General features: G+C 57.4%; 18 protein-coding genes and 2 pseudogenes. 13 read left to right on the forward strand and 7 right to left on the reverse strand.

Annotated features, from left to right (window positions below; all coding sequences use genetic code 11):
* The first annotated feature begins 56 nt into the window (after nucleotides 1–56).
* Nucleotides 57–1189 (forward strand): IS3 family transposase gene (locus FIU86_RS21090; protein WP_236544622.1). Its coding sequence is split into 2 segments (ribosomal slippage): nucleotides 57–309 and nucleotides 309–1189, totalling 1134 coding nucleotides; the frame shifts between segments, so codons are not numbered across the junction.
* Between the two features lie 460 nt (nucleotides 1190–1649).
* Here FIU86_RS21090 and FIU86_RS21095 read toward each other — a convergent pair.
* A complete protein-coding gene (locus tag FIU86_RS21095) occupies nucleotides 1650–1877 on the reverse strand; it encodes an AbrB/MazE/SpoVT family DNA-binding domain-containing protein (protein ID WP_057795750.1) in 228 nt (75 codons plus the stop codon).
* A gap of 463 nt (nucleotides 1878–2340) precedes the next feature.
* On the opposite strand from FIU86_RS21095, the gene repA reads away from it, so the two are divergent.
* From repA to repC, 3 genes are all read left to right on the forward strand, one after another.
* Nucleotides 2341–3540 carry a plasmid partitioning protein RepA gene (gene repA / locus FIU86_RS21100; RefSeq protein ID WP_152477349.1) on the forward strand — a complete coding sequence of 400 codons (1200 nt, stop codon included), beginning with the start codon at nucleotides 2341–2343 and terminating at the stop codon, nucleotides 3538–3540.
* Entirely contained in the window at nucleotides 3540–4508 is a 969-nt protein-coding gene (gene repB, locus FIU86_RS21105; protein ID WP_254704050.1) for a plasmid partitioning protein RepB, read from the forward strand. The genes repA and repB overlap by 1 nt, the downstream gene beginning before the upstream one ends.
* A gap of 238 nt (nucleotides 4509–4746) precedes the next feature.
* The gene (repC, locus tag FIU86_RS21110; protein WP_152477351.1) at nucleotides 4747–5802 is read left to right on the forward strand and encodes a plasmid replication protein RepC; all 1056 of its coding nucleotides are present in this window, start codon (nucleotides 4747–4749) and stop codon (nucleotides 5800–5802) included.
* Nucleotides 5803–6031: 229 nt separating this feature from the next.
* On the opposite strand, the pseudogene FIU86_RS21115 reads toward repC, so the two are convergent.
* A pseudogene (locus FIU86_RS21115) lies at nucleotides 6032–6924 on the reverse strand (Fic family protein); the annotation flags it as partial.
* Between FIU86_RS21115 and FIU86_RS21120 the strand changes: the two are divergent.
* The 5 genes and pseudogenes from FIU86_RS21120 to FIU86_RS21140 all read left to right on the forward strand — a co-directional run.
* Nucleotides 6911–7718 (forward strand): annotated as a pseudogene (locus tag FIU86_RS21120) (DNA-binding protein); the annotation flags it as partial. The pseudogenes FIU86_RS21115 and FIU86_RS21120 overlap by 14 nt on opposite strands.
* Nucleotides 7719–7997: 279 nt before the next feature.
* Nucleotides 7998–8951 (forward strand): DUF1403 family protein, encoded by a 954-nt coding sequence (locus FIU86_RS21125; protein WP_152477352.1) that lies wholly within the window; start codon nucleotides 7998–8000, stop codon nucleotides 8949–8951.
* Entirely contained in the window at nucleotides 8948–9553 is a 606-nt protein-coding gene (locus FIU86_RS21130; RefSeq protein WP_152477353.1) for an SMC-Scp complex subunit ScpB, read from the forward strand. Before FIU86_RS21125 ends, FIU86_RS21130 begins: the two co-directional genes overlap by 4 nt.
* Nucleotides 9554–9576: 23 nt before the next feature.
* A complete protein-coding gene (locus tag FIU86_RS21135) occupies nucleotides 9577–10317 on the forward strand; it encodes a UPF0489 family protein (protein ID WP_152477354.1) in 741 nt (246 codons plus the stop codon).
* A 60-nt stretch (nucleotides 10318–10377) separates the two neighbouring features.
* Nucleotides 10378–11535 (forward strand): HEPN-associated N-terminal domain-containing protein, encoded by a 1158-nt coding sequence (locus FIU86_RS21140; RefSeq protein WP_152477355.1) that lies wholly within the window; start codon nucleotides 10378–10380, stop codon nucleotides 11533–11535.
* An 87-nt stretch (nucleotides 11536–11622) separates the two neighbouring features.
* On the opposite strand, the gene FIU86_RS21145 is transcribed toward FIU86_RS21140, so the two are convergent.
* Nucleotides 11623–12126 carry a PIN domain-containing protein gene (locus FIU86_RS21145; protein ID WP_152477356.1) on the reverse strand — a complete coding sequence of 168 codons (504 nt, stop codon included), beginning with the start codon at nucleotides 12124–12126 and terminating at the stop codon, nucleotides 11623–11625.
* An 8-nt stretch (nucleotides 12127–12134) separates the two neighbouring features.
* Nucleotides 12135–13205, reverse strand: a complete 1071-nt coding sequence (locus tag FIU86_RS21150) for an ImmA/IrrE family metallo-endopeptidase (protein ID WP_172977602.1) — start codon at nucleotides 13203–13205, stop codon at nucleotides 12135–12137.
* 104 nt (nucleotides 13206–13309) lie between these two features.
* Between FIU86_RS21150 and FIU86_RS21155 the strand changes: the two genes are divergently transcribed.
* Genes FIU86_RS21155 through FIU86_RS21170 form a run of 4 tightly spaced genes read left to right on the forward strand, consistent with a single transcriptional unit; the run spans nucleotide 13310 to nucleotide 16206 of the window.
* Complete coding sequence (locus tag FIU86_RS21155; protein WP_057795883.1) at nucleotides 13310–13534, forward strand: DUF2188 domain-containing protein; 225 nt, start codon at nucleotides 13310–13312, stop codon at nucleotides 13532–13534.
* A 7-nt stretch (nucleotides 13535–13541) separates the two neighbouring features.
* On the forward strand, nucleotides 13542–14528 hold the full coding sequence (locus tag FIU86_RS21160) for a CBASS cGAMP-activated phospholipase (RefSeq protein WP_152477357.1): 987 nt from the start codon (nucleotides 13542–13544) through the stop codon (nucleotides 14526–14528).
* Entirely contained in the window at nucleotides 14525–15724 is a 1200-nt protein-coding gene (locus FIU86_RS21165) for a nucleotidyltransferase (protein ID WP_152477358.1), read from the forward strand. Before FIU86_RS21160 ends, FIU86_RS21165 begins: the two co-directional genes overlap by 4 nt.
* A gap of 5 nt (nucleotides 15725–15729) precedes the next feature.
* Nucleotides 15730–16206, forward strand: coding sequence for a hypothetical protein (locus FIU86_RS21170; protein WP_152477359.1), 477 nt, complete (start codon nucleotides 15730–15732; stop codon nucleotides 16204–16206).
* 317 nt (nucleotides 16207–16523) lie between these two features.
* On the opposite strand, the gene FIU86_RS21175 is transcribed toward FIU86_RS21170, so the two are convergent.
* From FIU86_RS21175 to FIU86_RS21185, 3 genes are read right to left on the reverse strand one after another with little or no spacing between them, the layout of a single operon-like run.
* Nucleotides 16524–17546, reverse strand: a complete 1023-nt coding sequence (locus FIU86_RS21175; protein ID WP_152477360.1) for an endonuclease/exonuclease/phosphatase family protein — start codon at nucleotides 17544–17546, stop codon at nucleotides 16524–16526.
* Nucleotide 17547: 1 nt separating this feature from the next.
* The gene (locus FIU86_RS21180; protein ID WP_152477361.1) at nucleotides 17548–18060 is read right to left on the reverse strand and encodes a hypothetical protein; all 513 of its coding nucleotides are present in this window, start codon (nucleotides 18058–18060) and stop codon (nucleotides 17548–17550) included.
* Nucleotides 18057–18419, reverse strand: coding sequence for a hypothetical protein (locus tag FIU86_RS21185; protein WP_152477362.1), 363 nt, complete (start codon nucleotides 18417–18419; stop codon nucleotides 18057–18059). The genes FIU86_RS21180 and FIU86_RS21185 overlap by 4 nt, the downstream gene beginning before the upstream one ends.
* Nucleotides 18420–18473: the final 54 nt, after the last annotated feature.

Here is an 18473-nt window from a genome sequence, read left to right on the forward strand (position 1 = left end):
GCGGAAATTCGGACCAGTGGTTAAGGTGGATCGCATGATGAAAGTGACGATCCAAAATGAAGAAACGCAAGAACCATTCACCAGAGTTTAAGGCCAGGGTCGCGCTTGAAGCGATCCGCGAGGAGATGACGCTGGCGGAGTTGTCCAAGAAGTATGGCGTTCATCCCACGCAGATCGGAACGTGGAAGCGCGCAGCGATAGATAACATGGCGACAGCATTCACGCGCCGTGGTGCGGCCCCAGAACAGGTCAGCGCCGCCGATGTCGACAAGCTGCACTCGAAGATCGGCCAGTTGGTGGTGGAACGGGATTTTTTAGCCGAAGCCTCGCATCAGTTGCTCGGGACGCGAGGCAAAAAATGGTGAGCCGGGATCATAAGTTAAGCATGCGCAAACAGTGCGAACTGTTGCAGCTATCGCGGTCACGGCTTTATTATCAGCCCGTCGGTGAGACCGCTGAGAACCTGCGGTTCATGGAGATCATTGATAAGCAGTTCCTGGAAACGCCGTGGTATGGATCGCGCCAGATGGCGCGGCATATGAAGCGCAACAACCACCAATGTGGTCGTCATCGGGTCCGCCGTCTTATGCGCCTCATGCGTTTGGTCCCGATCTATCAGGAGCCAAACACCAGCAAGAAACATCCTCAGCATAAGATCTGGCCATACCTGTTGCGCAATTTGGTGATTGATCGCGCGAACCAGGTTTGGTGCGCAGACATTACCTACATCCCAATGCGGCGCGGGTTCTTGTATCTCGTGGCGATCATGGATTGGCACAGCCGCAAGGTGCTGGCCTGGCGGTTGTCCAACAGCATGGACGCGGACTTTTGCGTCGAGGCTTTGAAAGAAGCGCTCGCTAAACATGGCGATCCGGACATCTTCAACAGCGATCAGGGCAGCCAGTTCACCAGCGGCGCGTGGATTGACGTGCTGACCGAAGCAAAGATCAAAATCAGCATGGACGGTAAAGGCGCATGGCGTGACAACCGCATGATTGAACGGCTGTGGAGGTCGCTGAAATATGAATGCGTGTATCTGAATGCCTTTGAGACGGGATCAGAAATGCGCGCCGGGATCGGCCAGTGGCTGAGTTACTATAACTCCGAACGCCCTCACTCAACACACGGCTTGTTGACCCCAGACGAGGCCTATGCCAGCAAAAAACAACCAATGAGAATAGCAGCCTAAATGAAGCCCTGATCCATCTTAACCAGGCTGAAAATTGGTCTAAAATCTAGGACCACCTCTCTTTGGAATTCGGGCAGTTCCACCACCGTCTGCAGTCGTGTCATCTCGAATTACCAATTATGCTTCATTGGCGTATAAGTCAATGGCATATGAAGTACGCTTAAAGCAACCCACTTTGTGCCACTCTTGGATATAGCCCAATTGCTAGGGCATCCGGCTAAAAGCTTAAGGCAGTGTAGAATGCTGCTGGAAAGCATCGAGCGGCTTGCTCCTTCGCAACACAGCCATGTCATAACTTTCCAGAAGAGAGGATGCGGTGGTCTCACGGCTGAACCCTGCATTCTTCCAGCCATTTACTGCAGCCTCATTCAGGTCCAGGGCCCCTGCCCTTGGATGTCTTTGCTCGATCTGCCTTTGGATCATCAGCGATCAGATAAAAAAGGCATTCGTTTCTGCGATTTCAGCGCTCGTGCACAGCGTCGAGGCACAGACGCGTCTCACTGGGCAGTTTGCCCTGAAACCGCTTCAGTGCTTTGAAGATTTCATCCGCGCGAGGCTGACGCCGAACATGCACAGTCTCATCGTCCTTTACCAGGTCAATCTCATCACCCGCCTTCAAGCCAAGTTCAGCCACAAGGTCGGCGGGCAAACGGACAGCCAGATAACTCCCCAATTTTGCGACTCGCATCTTGTCCTCTCAAGGTTTGGAGAAACGACGTTCAATGTACGTCCATCTTGCTCCAAGAGCAAACCCATCGCCGTGCCGGTACTGCGTGGAAAATATGCCTACAAGCCATCGCAACTGAACCTGTTGTCGTCCAATATTTTGAAGAATCATCCGGTTCGCATTGATCCAGCGGAACCATCGACCAATGATACCAAGCCGGTTTCTCAGCAGGTAAGTTTGCCTTGCTTTCGCAAGAAACGATCTACTGGATCGAGATTATATTATTACTTTCATTTACTTAACTATGCGCCAACAGATCGATCGCAATTGGTGCTGTGGATAACTTTTGTACTACATCTAGATTCTTCTTGCCGGACTCGCTGGATCGTGGCATTCCCATTCTGACGGCAAATTGCGTCATTCACGTTGTGCGTCGTCAAAATGATCAAGAGCCTTTATAGAGGCCAAGAGCGGGCGGCAGGATATGGATGATCGTAACGTTGGATATGCGCAATGCATAGGCTCTTCTGACATCGGCACGTTTGCCGACAATCTGGCCGAGTCCCTGGATCGGCAGATGAAGATCGCCTTCGAACCCGAAGAGCGTAAAGCCCTGCGGCGTTTCAGCTCGACCGAAGTTGCCGGTCTCCTGCGCGTAAGCACGTCTAACCTGCGCAACCGGCACAAGGACGGTAGCTTCCCGGAAGTGCATACTGATAACCGCGGGCACCGGTTCTACACAGCCCAAGAAGTAGACGAATTGCGCAACATCTTGGAGCGCACGGGAAAGAACGCCGAATCTTATCGGCCAGGTCGACGCGATGGCGACCGGCTTCAGGTGCTGTCCGTCGTGAACTTCAAAGGTGGTTCTTCAAAAACAACAGCGACGATACATCTTGCACAGCGGTATGCCTTGCGCGGCTACCGTGTTTTGGTCTTGGATCTCGATCCGCAAGCAAGTTTGACCACATTTTTCGGCTTTCGGCCTGAACTCGAGTTCGCCGAAGGCGGAACAATCTATGATGCTCTGAGATATGAGGATCAAGTTCCGCTCGCTGACGTGATCCAGAAGTCCTACTTTCACAAGCTCGACATGGTCCCGGCGGGCTTGATGCTCTCGGAGTACGAAACCGAGACAGCAAACGCGCTCGCCCGTCGGATGCAGCCCATTTTTGCGGAGCGCCTCGCCTTGGCCCTCGAGGAGGTAGAGGCAAATTACGACATTGTACTGATCGACTGCCCCCCTCAACTCGGCTTTCTGACCCTCACGGCATTGGCGGCTTCTACGGGGCTCCTGGTGACGGTCGTACCAGGCATGCTGGACATCGCTTCCATGAGCCAATTCCTGAAACTTGCGTCAGAAACGGTCAAGGCAGTGGAAGAAGCGATCGGTCGACGTGTGACATGGGATTTCGTAAAATTTTTGATCACTAGATATGAGCCGTCAGACGGGCCACAGACCCAAATGGCTGGCTACCTGAGATCAATTCTCGCCGGCCAGGTCATGACCGAACCAATGCTGAAGTCTACCGCAATCTCTGACGCCGGAATGACCCAGCAAACCGTCTATGAAGTTGATCCCGGCCAGTTCATCCGGAAAACGATTGATCGCGCTCTGACCAGCGTGAACGGCGTTGCCGATGAACTGGAGCAGACGATTCAAATGGCATGGGGGCGTCGCTGATGGCCAGAAACATTTTCAACCAACCTCCGAAGGACGAAAAAGAGAGCGCGGCTCCCTCCCCTACCTTGCAAAAAGCTGCAAAGCTGCCCGGCTCTATTGGTGGATTACGGGACTCGTTGCGCGAAATCACGGCCAATTCGATCCGGGACATAGAACCCGATCAGATTGACATGGATGGCCTTCGCGATCGGTTGGTGCTGGAAGATACGAGCATAGACGAGCTTGCCGAGAGCATTCGCAAGCATGGCCAACAAGTGCCGATCATGGTTCGCCCAACGGGCCAACCCGACAGATATCGCGTGATCTACGGGCGCCGTAGGCTGGCGGCGATCCGCAAGATCGGAGGACCGGTCAAGGCAATCGTTCGCACATTGGACGACGACGCCTCGCTTATTGCACAGGGTCAGGAGAACAACCTTCGACTCGATCCGTCGTTCATAGAAAAATCTATGTTTATCAAAGAGATGCAGGAGCTTGGATATAAACCTGGTGTCATTCAGGATGCTTTGGGGTTAACCCGGCAAGGCGTGTCCAACCACCGAGTCGTTATCGATCAATTGCCTGATGGGCTTGTTCAGCTTATCGGGCCGGCACATGGCATCGGAAGACGGCAGTGGGGTGATTTGGCGGCCCTATCGGACAAGGTAGACTTGGTGAATTCGGCCAAAGAGGTGATTGCCGCCCTGCCCGACGACACTCCAAGCCCCGAGAGATTTCAGGCGGTCTATTCTGCTTGCTCGCACAAGGCGCGAGCAGACAAGAAACCGGCCAATCGCGGCGTGACGTCTGTCGTCAAGAATGAGAGCGGCGACACTGTCGGAACGCTGACAGTCGATCAGAAAGCGATCGCCATCAAGATCGCCAAAAAGGACAACCCTGAATTCGGCCAGTGGCTCGAGGAGCATGCGGAAGCTGCGCTTTTGCAACTCTTCGATACGTGGCGGAATGAGAGCGGCTCTGGGTCCTAACCCAAGCCACAAGGAGGAACCCGAGCAAAGGAGAAAAGCGACGGCCAGAAAGAAAAGAGCCCCCCAAAGTTTCCCCTGGAGAGCCCTCATCATTCGATTAGCACTCATGATGTAGCAACCTCCAGTAAACCGGTCAAGAGTCACCGATTCGGTGAACCGATTTTTATTGCCTTTTCCCAGGTGAAACCTTGGGAAGAGACAGGGAAGCTGTGGGCCAAACGGTCATCGCGATCAAACCATGGCATTTACAAAACTATCAATCGAGGCTGCTGGTGCCGATGCATCGCGCGGCTCAACTCCCTCATCTGAAATCGATATCTGGACCATCTTCCGGGCACTGAGAGACGCGCGCAGCGTTTTCGGGCTTCGCCCTGGTCACATCCAGACCCTTCAAGCAATGCTCAGCTTTCTGAAGCCTGGCCATGGCGAAACGGTTTTTGCATCAAATTACTCCATTTGCCATCGCGTTGGCGGGATCGACGAACGGACACTTCGCAGACACATCAACCGCTTCGTTGAACTCGGATTCATCAAGCGCAATGACAGCTCGAACCGAAAGCGCTACCGCGTTCGTTCATCCGGCGGGGAGTGCATCAGTTATGGATTATCGCTCGCCCCCCTACTCCAACGTGCGAGCGAGCTTATCACCATCGCGCAAGAAATGGAGAATAACCGGCGGGATCGGATATTTGTCCGCAAACAGATCCTTACAAAGCTCGCCCATTTGGAAGAGCATGATCCCAGCAACACATTCATCAACCACGCAAGAAAAACGCTACGAAGGAAGCTGAGCCTCCCCGAATACCGCGCACTGCTCGCCGACACAGACGCAGAATGCCAGAATTTGTCCACCCCGGATGACCCGCCAGAAACTATGGAATTGCCCGCCAATGACGGACAAATTGTCCGGCACCAATCTAGATCTGAAAAAGGAAAAAAAGATTTAGAAAGCAACGTAGGCAATGAAGCCCTGACTCCCGACTTGTTAACTTCAGTCTGCAATCAAGCGACATCTTTCTCGACACAGAGACTTAGAAGTTGGTTAGACATTGAAAACCATGCCCGAACACTTGCGCCGATGATGGGCATTCACCCCGAAACGTTCGAGAAAGCAAAGAAAACTATAGGAGCACAGAAGGCTTCGTGCGCGATTTTCATCATGCTACAGCTAGGGCAACGCATCAGGGATTTTGGAGCCTACTTTCACAGTATCACTCTGGGCCAACGTCAAACCCAATTTGATCCGGCCGCTCTGATTAAACGCGCGTCCAAGACCAACGAGTGTGTCGGCTAGTGTCCACCGCGGTGGACGTCCGACGGAAAACCACGCTCATGAAAGCGCCATCATTCCGAGAGCTACAAAGGCGGTCGCGCCAAGACCAGCTCAAGGGACGATGTGCGGTCATTAGCTTGCCCCGGAACTGAAGATGTCCACCGCGGTGGACAAATTGGACACCAAATGGACACAGTGGTTCCCGCCGCCAATCGTTGCAGAATACGATCAGTGTTCTCTCGTTGTAATTCTAGCGCTCCACCGCCGGGTCACCGTCACCAAAAAGGTTTGCAAAAAGTCGCTCTCGATAATCCAACGGAAACGCCAACCAAACGGGCGTCTTCGGCGAGGTGGAAGCCAGGTATCGGGCAGCGGTCAGTTTGTTCAGCGTGATGCGAGCAGTACACTCGGACGTCTTGAGCACAATCTGCGCGTTGCCCTGTCTAGGGCGCCGTGCCGAAGTAACGGCGGAGATCAGTTCCGGCGCTCGCTATGTCATCGATGGTTTCTGCAACAGGACGACGATACCGCTGATCCAGTTCGCCAAGATCGAAGAGTTTTGCCGAAAAGCTGATTTGGCCGAGCGTCACCTTTAGGTACCATTCGCTGAACGTCTTCAATGCTGTCTCGGATAATTTACCGCGCCCGTCACGGTCTCCTCGTCGGGGGCTGTCTGCAAAATCCATCATCCGTTTATACTCGCCCCAATCGGTCAGCCCGCGGGGCAGTCCACGCGAAAAGGACCAGAGCCCGTTGGCCTTCAATCCCAGCTGTAAGGGCTATAGCATGAGACATCATCCTGCTGAAACGACCGTTGCCATCTGGGAAAGGGTGGATGTAGTTCAGCCGGTGATGGGTGGATGCAATCGCGATGATCCGTCCGTTCGAGGACCGCGCCGCAATCTGAAACCGTTTGTCAAAGTGATCCATGAATGCCGCGTCGCGCGACGGTGAAAAAGGTAGGTGGCGCCCAACAGTAACTTCCCGATCGTCATCCTGACGCATGCGTTCTGGAACGATGATCTCGTGTGCGCTGTCTAGATGTTCAATGATCCGAAACTCGTCAAGCATCTCGTCGTAGAAGCTCTTATGGACTCAGGTCAGGAATTCGACAGATGTGGGGCGGGGCAGGGTGCCCGAGCGGCTGGATGGAGTTGACGGCGCACCGGACACTAGCACTGCGCGAAGCTGTCGGGTGTTCGCCTGACGGCGTCTTGAAACTGATGCTTCTGAAGCTCGTCCACGACACCTTCAGGACGTCCAGTTCGGCGGGCAACTGCCTCGAGGCTTCGGTGCCTCACGTCTATATGTCCGCGCACGCGAGCGATCTAAAAGACAGCGTGGCGGCCAAGCTGATGGACGAACGCCACACGGAGTGGGAGGCCGACCTATCGCTTGGAGACGATGCCGCTCTCTGGGACTACCTGACCTCCTTTGATCAAGGGAGCCGGCTGTCCTTGCTCGCGCATTGCCTCAGTTTTGAGATCAACGCACTCCACGAGAAGGTGAAGGCCTGCGGTGCCGGCATCTTCGCCAGTGGTCTGACACGGAGGATGGCGCAAGCCCACTTGCTTGCCCAGGCGGCCGACCTCTACATGGACGAGGCGGGATGGGAGCCGACGGTCGATACCTGCCTGAACCGTGTGCCAAAGGCCCGGATCCTCGAAGCAGTGCGTGAGGCGAAAGGCGAGGGCACGGGGCAACGCCTTGATCACCTGAAGAAGGGCGAGATGGCGACCGAAGCCGAGCGTCAGTTGAAAAGCAGCAGCTGGTTGTTGGAGGTGCTTCGCCGTAGCGATCTGGCGTCACTCGATAGTGGGGAAGGGCAGGGGGCCTCAGAAGGTGTTTCCGACACCGAACAGGCCGAAGAGGCCAATTTTCTCGCCTTCCTCACCGCCGATTTGGCGAGCGATGAGGCACTGATGATGGCGTCGGAGTGGTCCAGACCATCCGAGGGCGGGAAACTTACGCTCAGTCAAATAAAATTTAACAATATCAATATGATGAATGCAAAACTACGCGCTAAGGATAAAGAATCTTGTCTGCGTAGTCTAAACACTGTCTATGTCGCTGCACCTGTCGCGCGTAGCGGATGTTTTATGTCTCACGAAGGGCACGATATGGCAAACTTATTGGACATAGTGGAGAGGGGCAAGGCGGGGCGGTTTCGACATCATATTGTGGACGAAAGCGCCGCGAGAGACTAGTGTTGTGGCATGACATATCAGTCCATTGCCATCTCGGACGACCTCAGCACCCTACCGCAGCTGCCCGGCTGGGTCACCTCCGTTCGTGCCGAAACCCTTGAAACTGTGGCCTTTCGGTCTGGGGCGGCGCTCACGGTGCTCGATCAACTGATCGGCGATGAGCGGTATGGCGTGCCGGTGAAATTGCTTGCCAATCGACTGGCGCTGAGCGCGGCAACCGTTACCTCGAAACTAGAAGGGCGGCTGGCGCGGGAGGCGGATATCCGGGATGCCTACCACCTGACACTGCCGGGCGAAGCGCGGGGGCCGGATGGCGAGCTTCTGGCGTTCTGGCGCGAAGGCGTCCGGCTTCGCGGAGGCCGGACAGGCGAGATCGCCGACTTCGTTGGTGCGGAGTTCGCTGGCGAGGTGGGCGTCTGGCTTGACGTGGGATTGGAACGCGCCCGGACGCATGGGCCGTTGGCGGGTTGCGTCGCCGTCCTGCGCGCCGTGCTCGAGACCGACGACCGGGCGGAGCGGGTCGCGTGTCTGCTCTCGGACATCGTCCTGGCACGTGCGCTGAACTGGACGGTGGTTCTGCCGGTTTCGGCGCAGCGTCTCACCAAGACCGTGCTGCGCGATCTGGCGGCGGGTGAGCAGGGGGCCGAGCTGGCGCTTCAGATCCGGATCCTCGAGACCATCGAGGAGACGGTTCGACTGGCGCGGGATCTTGCCCGCCGCGCCGAGGCCCTTCGGTCCGTGGCGCCGAAACTGCGAGCAAAAGGATCAAGCGCGGCCGTCGATCTGTTCCTGACCGAAGATGCGGTAGCCCCGGCGTCGATACTGTCGCCGCGCATCCGAGGAACCAACATTCCGATGACCGACCGGGCCGCGCGGCGGCTTTGCGACCGGCTGGTCGAGCTGGGCGTGGCGCGGGAACTGACCGGGCGACCGACGTTCCGGCTCTACGGGATTGCGCCATGACGACCGCGACCCGAAAACGGAAACCGGCGGCGGAGGAGGGCGCCGTCTTTGACCGGGAGCTCGACGACCTGCCGCAGGAGCTGCGCTGGCGCGAATGGATGGGCCGGGTCGAAGCGGTGCTCTTCGCCAGTGCCTCGCCGGTCGGTCGCGAGGACCTGGCCCGCGTGGTGGGGCAGGGGGCTTCGGTCGAGATGCTGATCGACGACATCCAGGCCGAACTCACCGGCCGTCCCTACGAGCTGGCGCAGGTACCGGGTGGATGGATGTTCCGGACCAAGACGCAGTTCGCGGACGCGATCAAGGCCGCCGCCGACCTTGGGGACCAGTCCCTCGCCTTCACGGAGATGGAAATGGGCGTGCTCTGCGCCATCGCCTATCATCAGCCAATCGACCGGGCGGGGCTGGCCGACATCTTCGGCAAGGAGGTCAGCCGCGATCTCTTGGCCCGGCTGCGCTACAAGGACCTCATCGCCAGCGGGCCGCGGTCGCCGCGGCCCGGGGCGCCGCATACCTTCGTGACCACGGAGACGTTTCTGGTGACCTTCGATCTGCAGAGTCTGCGGGACCTGCCGGAGTTGGAACTCCAAAGAAATGAGGGTTGAGTATCATTGAAAGGCGAACACGAATGATAACCGAATGGGAGTGGATCGTCCCCTTCAAGGGACGAAACCATTCAGGGTCCGTCGAACAGAATTTTCTCTGCAAAGCGGGCAATGTCTACGTGATGGACAATCATCGTGCAGCCCTGTGGTGCTGGCTGAACGAACTCGATCTCACCACACCCCATTCCCTCATACACATCGACCGTCATCCCGACGCGCTTCAGAGCCGATTGGACGAGTGGCTCAAGCATTTGCCAAGTTGGGCGGCCGGGATCGATGCCTATCTCGGGAAGACCTACCAGAGCGACGACTTCGATTGTCCTGTCATCCGCTGGGACAACTATATCTCCATCTACCTGCGGGAGTTCGGGGACAGCCTCACGACCTTCCGTTGCCTGACCCATGAAGATGGGGACCCACCGAACTTCGGCCATCCGATGTACAGTTCGCCATGGGAACTACCTGAGAATCTCTCGTATTGGCTTGCCGAACGGGAAGGGCCATGGATCGTCAACATCGACCTGGATTATTTCTACTGCCAGTTTGAGTCGGACATTCGCATGATGGTCTCCGATGACTACATTGACGCCGTAGCCACAGGCCTCAAGGATGCGATGGATCGTGGGACCATCGGAGTCCTGACACTTTGCCTGACGCCGGATAGCTACACACCGGGCTGGACGGCGACCGAGACTCTGGCTGCCCGGATTCTGGAGCGGCTTGATCTGGCTTTCCAGCTTCCGAATCTTGTCGAACCCACATAGTGAGACAGATATCTTCCGCCAGAGTTTATCGAACCTCCAGCCCTTTGATACCCTAGTGCAATGAGCCGCATCGACCCCGCCAACTTCCGACAAGACAGCGTTTCCGACAGATACGTCTGCAGAAAGTGTTTTGGCGACGAAGATCTCAAGGACATTGTCCGGAACGATGGGGACCGCGGCAGGTGCAGCTATTGCCGCGCGCGTCGACGGAAGGTTTTGCCCCTTGAAGAGATCGCGGAGTTCATCGAAGGCCGGATGCGAACATTCTATGGCGCCGCAGTCGACCAGTTGCCCTACGATTCCCGTGAAGGTGGTTACCTGGGGTCGCATTGGGATACACAAGAGCTGCTTTTCGACGAAATTGGCCTCGTTATCGAAGCTCGAGATCACGACCGGCTGATGTACGATCTGCTGGGCGAGATCGAGGACGATGTCTGGTGTGAGTACGACTGGCTTTCCCTCGAATTCGACGACAGCATGGCGTTTAGCTGGCGCGATTTTCGACGCATTACGATGTCGGAGCGAAGGTTCTTTTTTCACTCTGTCGGCGCAAGCGATGTGTCGCACCCGGATGAACGTTCTGCCGGCATGTTTTTAGTGGAACTTGCAGAGCTCATCGAAGAACTGGGATTGGTGCGTTCGGTGCCTGTCGGGCAATCCTACTATCGCGTGCGGAACCAGACCGTCCCGCCGTTCGAACCTACGGCCGCCGCCCTTGGCCCGCCGCCTGCCCGCATTTGTCTGCAATCAAACCGTATGAACCCGCCTGGGATCCCTATGTTCTATGGCGCGGAAGACGGACCTTCCGCAATCGCCGAGGCCCGCGCAGACGAGCCTGTTCTGGCGCGCTTTCAAACCGAGATGCCGATCATCCTGGTCGACCTTGCCGAGCTTCCACGGATTCCGGGGTTCTTTTCGAGTGCGCCTCGGCGGGTTCGTCAGGGCCTGTCGTTTCTGCACCAGCTGACTCGAGAGATGGCGGAGCCGGTCGAGCAGGACAATCGTGTGAATGTCGACTACATCCCGACCCAGATCGTCACCGAGTTCTTCAGAGACTGGCCATTCTCTGTAGGGAGCCCCCACGGCATCCGCTACGTTTCGGCTTTGGGATCTGCGGCTGCCAATGTCGTGCTGTTTGCCGGTCCTGAAAACGTCGTCGATGCCGATGCGTCCGAAGATGGTGCTTGGCTGCGGCTTGTCGAGGTTGAATTTCCGTGACCTGTACTTCCTGCTCCTCAGGAGATGGAGGTTTCTTGGCGGCACTGGATCCGCGTCGTCACCATCCGGAGGAACGATATGCCGCCGTTATCGCAGCCGACGCAGCAGGTTATCGATGAGCTGATTTGGCAAGAAGACCGCCTTGTCGTCCCGCCAAAGCGTCAATGCCGTTTCAAGCAGCTTGGGATCGCAAAGGCTGTCCCTCAGTAGTTGGTCGACCACCCATAGAACGCCGTGTGCGGCGATCCCGTTGTCCTCGGCCACGCGCCGCAGCAAACGGTCTCCGGTGAGCAAAATAGCTTCTGCATGCACCTGTGCCGTCACGAGGCAAAAGCAATCGTTCGCCGACAGACGTCCGTGCCGTTTCTTGATGCCGAATGCCTGGCCGACTTGGGCAGGCGGCAGGTCATACGTCGCCATGCCGCTACCGTCGAGGAGTGCCCATTCCTGAGGTGTGAAATCCAGTATCTCGCTGGCGCGAACGGGCAGTGGCACGATGAACTCGTAGGGTAGGGTGCACAGGACGTGCAACAACCGACCCTTCCGAAGATCGATCAAACAGCTGGCATCGTTGACGATCACGCGGGCCACGAGACGCACTATCCCCTGATGTTCTCTTCAACGGTGGACAGCGATAGGTGCAGCATCTGAGCGGCGCGTACCGGCGAGATCAGCTCCTCACCGAGCGCTCGCCAGACCAGGCGCTCAAACCGCTGCGGATGCTCGAAAGCACCGAACCCTTCGTCATCCCGTATCTCGTCCGGTTCGCTGGTGCGCCAGCGCCGTGCGTAGGTCCGAAACGCGTAGTCGATCATCGACTGGGGCAGGATGCCAACCTGTCCGAGACGCATCAGCATCGCGGCTGCCGACACGCCATAGAGCCGCTTCAGTCGCATGATCTCCATATAGGTCATGCCGCTGCGAGAGGGACCGGCCTCCTCGATCAGGTGATCGGTGGGTATCAGGAACGCACCGGCGAAACGGTTCATCGCCTTCTCGAGTTTGATCGCCGGGTTTCCGGTCACCCGAATGACACGGTGCGCCAGTTCATGGGCCAGATTGAACCGTCTGCGCTCGACATTGGTGCGGCTTGAAACCACAACGACATCGGTGGAACTTCGGCCTTCACTGCGACGTACCTCGCAGGCCAGCCCATCGAAGCGCTCGGCGAAATCGGCTTCGATGACCTTGATGCCCTTGTCCTCAAGCAGCCGCGACATGCTGGGAATTGGATCGTTTCCGAGCTTCCAATGCCTTCGCAGCTCTCGTGCTAACAGGTCCAGTTCTTCGTAGCTCTCGACGACATCGGACACCAGATCGCCGAACGGGTCATCCGGCGGTGCGATCTCCAGGATGTCCTCGATCGCCAGGTAGTCTTCCAGCCTCTCTATGACGATGGCCTCCGCATGGGCGCGGTCCCTCGCGGAGGTGCTGGAATGCTTGCGGAATTCGACACCGACCAGCTCTTCGACTTGACCCCCCATCAGGAAATCGAGCGACACGCCCAGAGCCTTGCTCAGACCGACCAACACCGAGGAGGACGGATTCATCTTGTCCGCCTCGTACTTGCTGATGGCCTGTGCGGTGATCCTTGGTGAGGTGCGGTCGGCAAGCCCCTGCATCGACAAGCCCGCCTTCTTGCGGGCCAGTCGCAACCGTTGTCCAAACATGGTCTGCTCCCGTGAAAACGTCGGTTGATAAACGACATTTCTTGCTATATACATCAACACAAGATTGACGAATCGTCAAGAAAAAAAGGCACTTGGAGATTAAAATGACCAAGAAAAATCAGCATGTTGTTCCCCACAAGGACGGTTGGGCCGTGAAAGGCGCCGGCAATGCGAAGGCAACGGCCATCCACCCGACGCAGCAATCCGCGATCACCCAGGCGCGTGACATCGCCCGCAATCAGGGCTCGGAAATGCTCATCCACGGAACCAACGGTCGCATCCGCGAGCGCAACACCTACGGCAAAGACCCCTACCCCCCGGAAGGCTAAGTGAATCATGAGACGTATCCTGTGCATCGATGGCGGTGGCATCAAAGGCACCCAACCGGCAGCCTTCCTGGCGGGTTTGGAAGAAGACCTTGATGAACCGATTGGCCGCTACTTCGACCTGATTGCGGGAACGTCAACCGGGGGCATTCTCGCGATCGGCCTCGCCCTCGGCATCCGGGCCAAGACCCTTCTGGAACTCTATGAAAATCGCGGGCCGACGATCTTCGGGCAAGCGGGAGACAGGAGTTGGCTCGGACGAAAGGCCCGGAATGCGCGCGCGTCGTTGCGTCACCTGGTCAAGCCGAAGCACGAGGCATCGACTCTTCGGGACGAGCTCCACGCCGTCCTTGGCGACAAGCTCATCGGCGAGGCGGAGACCCGGTTGCTGATCCCGGCCTGGGATGCCGATCAGCGCAGCGTCTACATCTACAAGACGTCGCATCATCCGCGGCTCACCAAGGATTACCGGAAGCCCGCGCTAGACGCCGCGATGGCGACGTCGGCCGCCCCGACCTATTTCGCGCGCCACAAGACGGTGGATGATGTCGGGCTCCTTGATGGCGGCACCTGGTGCAACAATCCGGCGGGCGTCGCGACCGTAGAAGCGATCTCGATGCTTGGCTGGTCTCCGCAGGATCTGCACATCCTGAGCCTCGGCTGTGTCGACGAGGTCTACATGCTGCCTGAATCCCCCGGCACGGCCGGACTCGGATTCAAGGCGCTCAGTCTTTTCATGGACGGGCAGTCCCGCGGTGCGCTCGGCATTGCCCATCATCTGACAGGCGATCCGCATGACCGGACGGCTGTTCACCGGTATTCGCCGAGCGTGCCGGAGGGTTTCTTTTCCCTCGACGACACCACCAAGATCCAGAGGCTCAAGGGGCTTGGCGCCTCGAGCGCCCGGCACGCGAGCCCCACCCTGATCCCCATCTTCTTCCAGCAACCTGCCGAGCCGTTCGTGCCCGTGCATCAACTCGAACGGAACGCGGCATGAACCAGATCTTCTCGCACCCCCTCACCGATACCGCCATTCAGCGGCGGGCGCAGGTCTTCACGATCCTTGAAGAAATCTGCCAGGAGCTGGAATGGACCCAGACCCAGTTCGAGAAGGCCCGCACCAGCTACGAAGCAGTCGCGGACTGGTTGGCCGGATCGAGTGACCCGATGCTTGCTTCCCTTCATGTCTACCTGCACGGCTCTGGCGCACTCGGCACCTCGATCAAACCGATCGGACGCGACGAGTTCGATGTCGACCTGATCAGCTTCATCCTCGGCCTCGGCCCGGAAATCGCACCGGCGCGCCTGAAGGCTGCAATCGGAAAGCGCTTGCGCGAACATGCCTACTACGCGTCGATCCTGGAAGAAAAGAAGCGCTGCTGGCGCCTGAACTACTCCGGTGACTTTCACCTCGACATCTCCCCGACCATTGCCAATCCGAACTGCATGAACGGCGGTGAGCTGGTGCCCGATCGCAAACTGCAGGACTGGCAGGCGACGAATCCTCGGGCCTATCGGACGCTCTTCGACGAACGAGCGGCTCTGGTCCCGAGGATGACGCAGTCGATTATCGCGGCACAGCGCGATGCGGCGACGACAGAGCCTTTCCCGGTACGTCAGTCAGTCAAGGGCATTCTGCGACGGACCGTGCAGCTCCTGAAGCGTCACCGGGATCTGCAATTCCTGCATGTTCAGGAGGAGATTGCACCGATCTCGATCATCATCACGACCCTGGCCATGCGATCCTATGAGATGTGCGTCAGGCGCCACGTTTTCGCCGACGAACTTCAGGTTCTGATCGACACGATCCGCCTGATGCCGGTTTTCATCGAGCGGCCCCTGGTCAATGGTCGCCAGATCTACGCGGTCTGGAACGAGACCACCCAAGGCGAAAATTTTGCCGAGCGTTGGAATGAAGAACCCGCGCGGGTAGAGGCTTTCTACAAATGGCACAGCAAGGCGCTTGCGGATTTCGAATCCCTGCGTGACCTCGTTGGCCTCGACGCGATTGTAGGCTCCATGAAGGACAACCTGGGCGACAAACTTGTTGCCCGGACCATGAACCGGCGGATGGATGCGCTGAACGAAGGGCGCAAGACGGGCGCTCTCATGCTTGGTGCCGGTGTCGGCCTGACAACCCAAAAATCGGCCGCTTCGACGCCCGTTCTCAAGAACGAGTTTTTCGGGGACTAGACGCGATGGCGGGATCGACCACAAGAAACCGGCTGTCACTGCCCCAGCAGTACCTGTTTCTGCAGAGGTCCAAGACGATAGCTGGCGCGGGGGTGCTTGGTCCGCGCCGGTTGGAATGGCGTTTTCAGGCGCAACCGACGCCGCTTTCCCGGTCGTATCAGGTCACTCTTGTCCTGGAGAAGGACGGGACGCCGGATGTTCGGGTCGTAGAACCTGACTTGAGGTTGCTCGCCGGTGGACGCGACCTGCCGCATATATACCACAACCCGGATCGGCTCTGTCTCTATCTGCCCGGGACCGGGCAATGGGACGCCAGCAAACGTCTGGACCTCACCATCATCCCCTGGACCTGTCTATGGCTGATCTATTTCGAGGAATGGCTCGTGTCAGACGACTGGAAAGGCGGGGGAAAACACCCTGGAGAGGATGACCCAGACGAGGGCAACCGCGCGTTGCGCCGCAGCCTGCGCCGAATACGTTGAGTTTCGTATGATCATCGTTCTCGGGTCGCTTCGGAGGCGCCCCGGATAGGGGTCGCTAGAGTTGGTAGAGACGGGAGATCAGGCCGAGGCCGGTTTCTCGATCGATGGGAAGCCGAAAGAGTGCGGTTCAAAAGCTGGCAGCTCGTTCACCTTTTCCAAACAGGCCCTGAGAGGCTCGGCGCGCCCGCTCCTGAATGTGAATTCGCGAGTGTCAGGAGAGCTTCTGTCTCCCATTTCCATTGGGAGACTCAGTGTGGTGAAGCGGACAAGTAATGGTCCAAATGATAGATCGACTTCGTTAAAGGTAAGCTCACTTCTTACCCACCAACCACAAGCCGCACAGGACAATGGTCACTCAACCGTTGACGAGCTCTTCCGGCATACTCGGGCGCTTCGTCAAAGCCGAGGCCGACTTTGTCAAAGCTTGCGGTCGCGAAGCGGGCTAGGAACTCTGTATCGGAGACGATCAGATCGATATGTTCGTCGAACCGGTCTTCGTGGCTTGGCCAGCATACGTTGTCGCGACCCTCTGGACCTTTCCTCAACATGAAGTTTCCGGGCTGCCCGTCGTTCAACTCGGCCCAGAAATCTTCATACCGGGTCGGGTTGCGATATGCGATGTTTAGTCGCCGGTTGAAGTCTCCTGCGACGACCACACGGACCCCGAGCGCATGTTGAACCTCGATCCAGTTTTCGAGGATCGCCAACTGCGCCTTAAGGGTCCTGCAATCAAACCTCGAACCGAAAGGCTGCTGGTTGAAAAAGTTCTGATCTTCGACATCTCGGAGAGGATACTGATGGCAGGAAGACTTGAGGTGCACGTTTAGGAACGACACCTGCTCCCCTTCGAGCTCGAACTGGACATGAATTGCTGATCGGGTCGGTCGAATATCTGCCGCATCCAATGCTTGGTTCAGATCGATGTGCTGAATAGAAAACGCGCTAACAGTCTCGATCGACGGCAAGTCAGGGAAGGCCTCTCTGGACAGGGCGACAGCCGTGAAGATATCTCGCTCTTCCGGCGGTTTTTCCTCGTCACCAACTTGGTAACGGTCCGACATGACAAGATGGTAAGCATCGGGAGAGAAAATTCTCTCCAGAGCGGCCAGAGATCCGATCTCCTGAAGACCGATAATGTCGGCATCAAGCTCGTTGGCTACGGCCGCAAGCCTTTCATAGTCTACATCTTCGCGCGGTAGGGAGCCTTCACGAAGCGGAATGCCCGTCTCATGATGTAGATTTGCGATGTTCCATGAGGCGAATGTGAAGTCTTCCGCGGTAGCTGGCCATGCACCGGCCAGAAACGCACCTAGGACCCCAGGCATCAAGCGAATACTCATCTTACTGTTCTTCCTTCTCACTTGTGGTCACCCGCCAAAACATTGAAGCATCGCACAGGTTTCCCATTTGTTGCCGGAATCTTTCAAAGGCGGCCTCATTCCCCAAGAGGTCGGCGTCCGTGTATGCACGTGCGCAATGCGCTCGGATATCCCTGTGATCTTCGGGCTTGGCCCGATATTGGGAGCCGGACGCGTAACCGATGAGCAACGCAATCGAAAGCGCAGCGGCGCCAAAGGAAGCAATTATTCCGCGCGACTGGTCCACACCGAAAAGGTAGACTCCAACGACACCCAACAGCCCAAGAAATGCAGGGATAACATCGCCAACAGCCGAAGCCCGGCTCATACCTCCCGCAAACCCCGCACAGGCCCCCACGAGGGCCAGTGCAAGTAGGAGCGGACCGACGGTTCGCCAGGATTCGCGCTGAAATGCCAACGCCCCCAGAAACGGAAGCAAGAATCCGACACCGGCCGAAACGAAGAAATACCCCGCAATCGATCCAACGAAGCTCATTGTGTTAGTGCCCCACCGCCTACGATCAAACCATCGATTGCGGCATCGGCATCGATGACCGAGCCAGGAGAAAGCAGGTAGGCGGTATTCGGATCGATCAAAGTGCGATTGCGCGTCAGAAAGTCAGCCAAGTCGGACTGGAGCTCCGGCGATCCTGGGGAAACGGTAAGCGCGCCATTTCGGATGACCCCAAAAGACCGATTGAAATCAACATAGCTGTCCGTGAAAGGTGCGACTGGTTTGAAAATTGGATCGGGTGGATTGCCTGGAGGACTTCCACCCGATCCAGGGCCAATGCACTCGAACAACGGGTTGGGGCACTCGGCGAGGTCCTGGGCGGACGCTTGGAAGATGGTCATGCATGTAAGCAGTAGACTCGTGTGGCAAAGCCGAAATAGTTGCATGAAATTGCT

It is taken from the genome of Roseovarius sp. THAF9 (genome assembly GCF_009363715.1).
Taxonomy (GTDB): Bacteria; Pseudomonadota; Alphaproteobacteria; order Rhodobacterales; family Rhodobacteraceae; genus Roseovarius.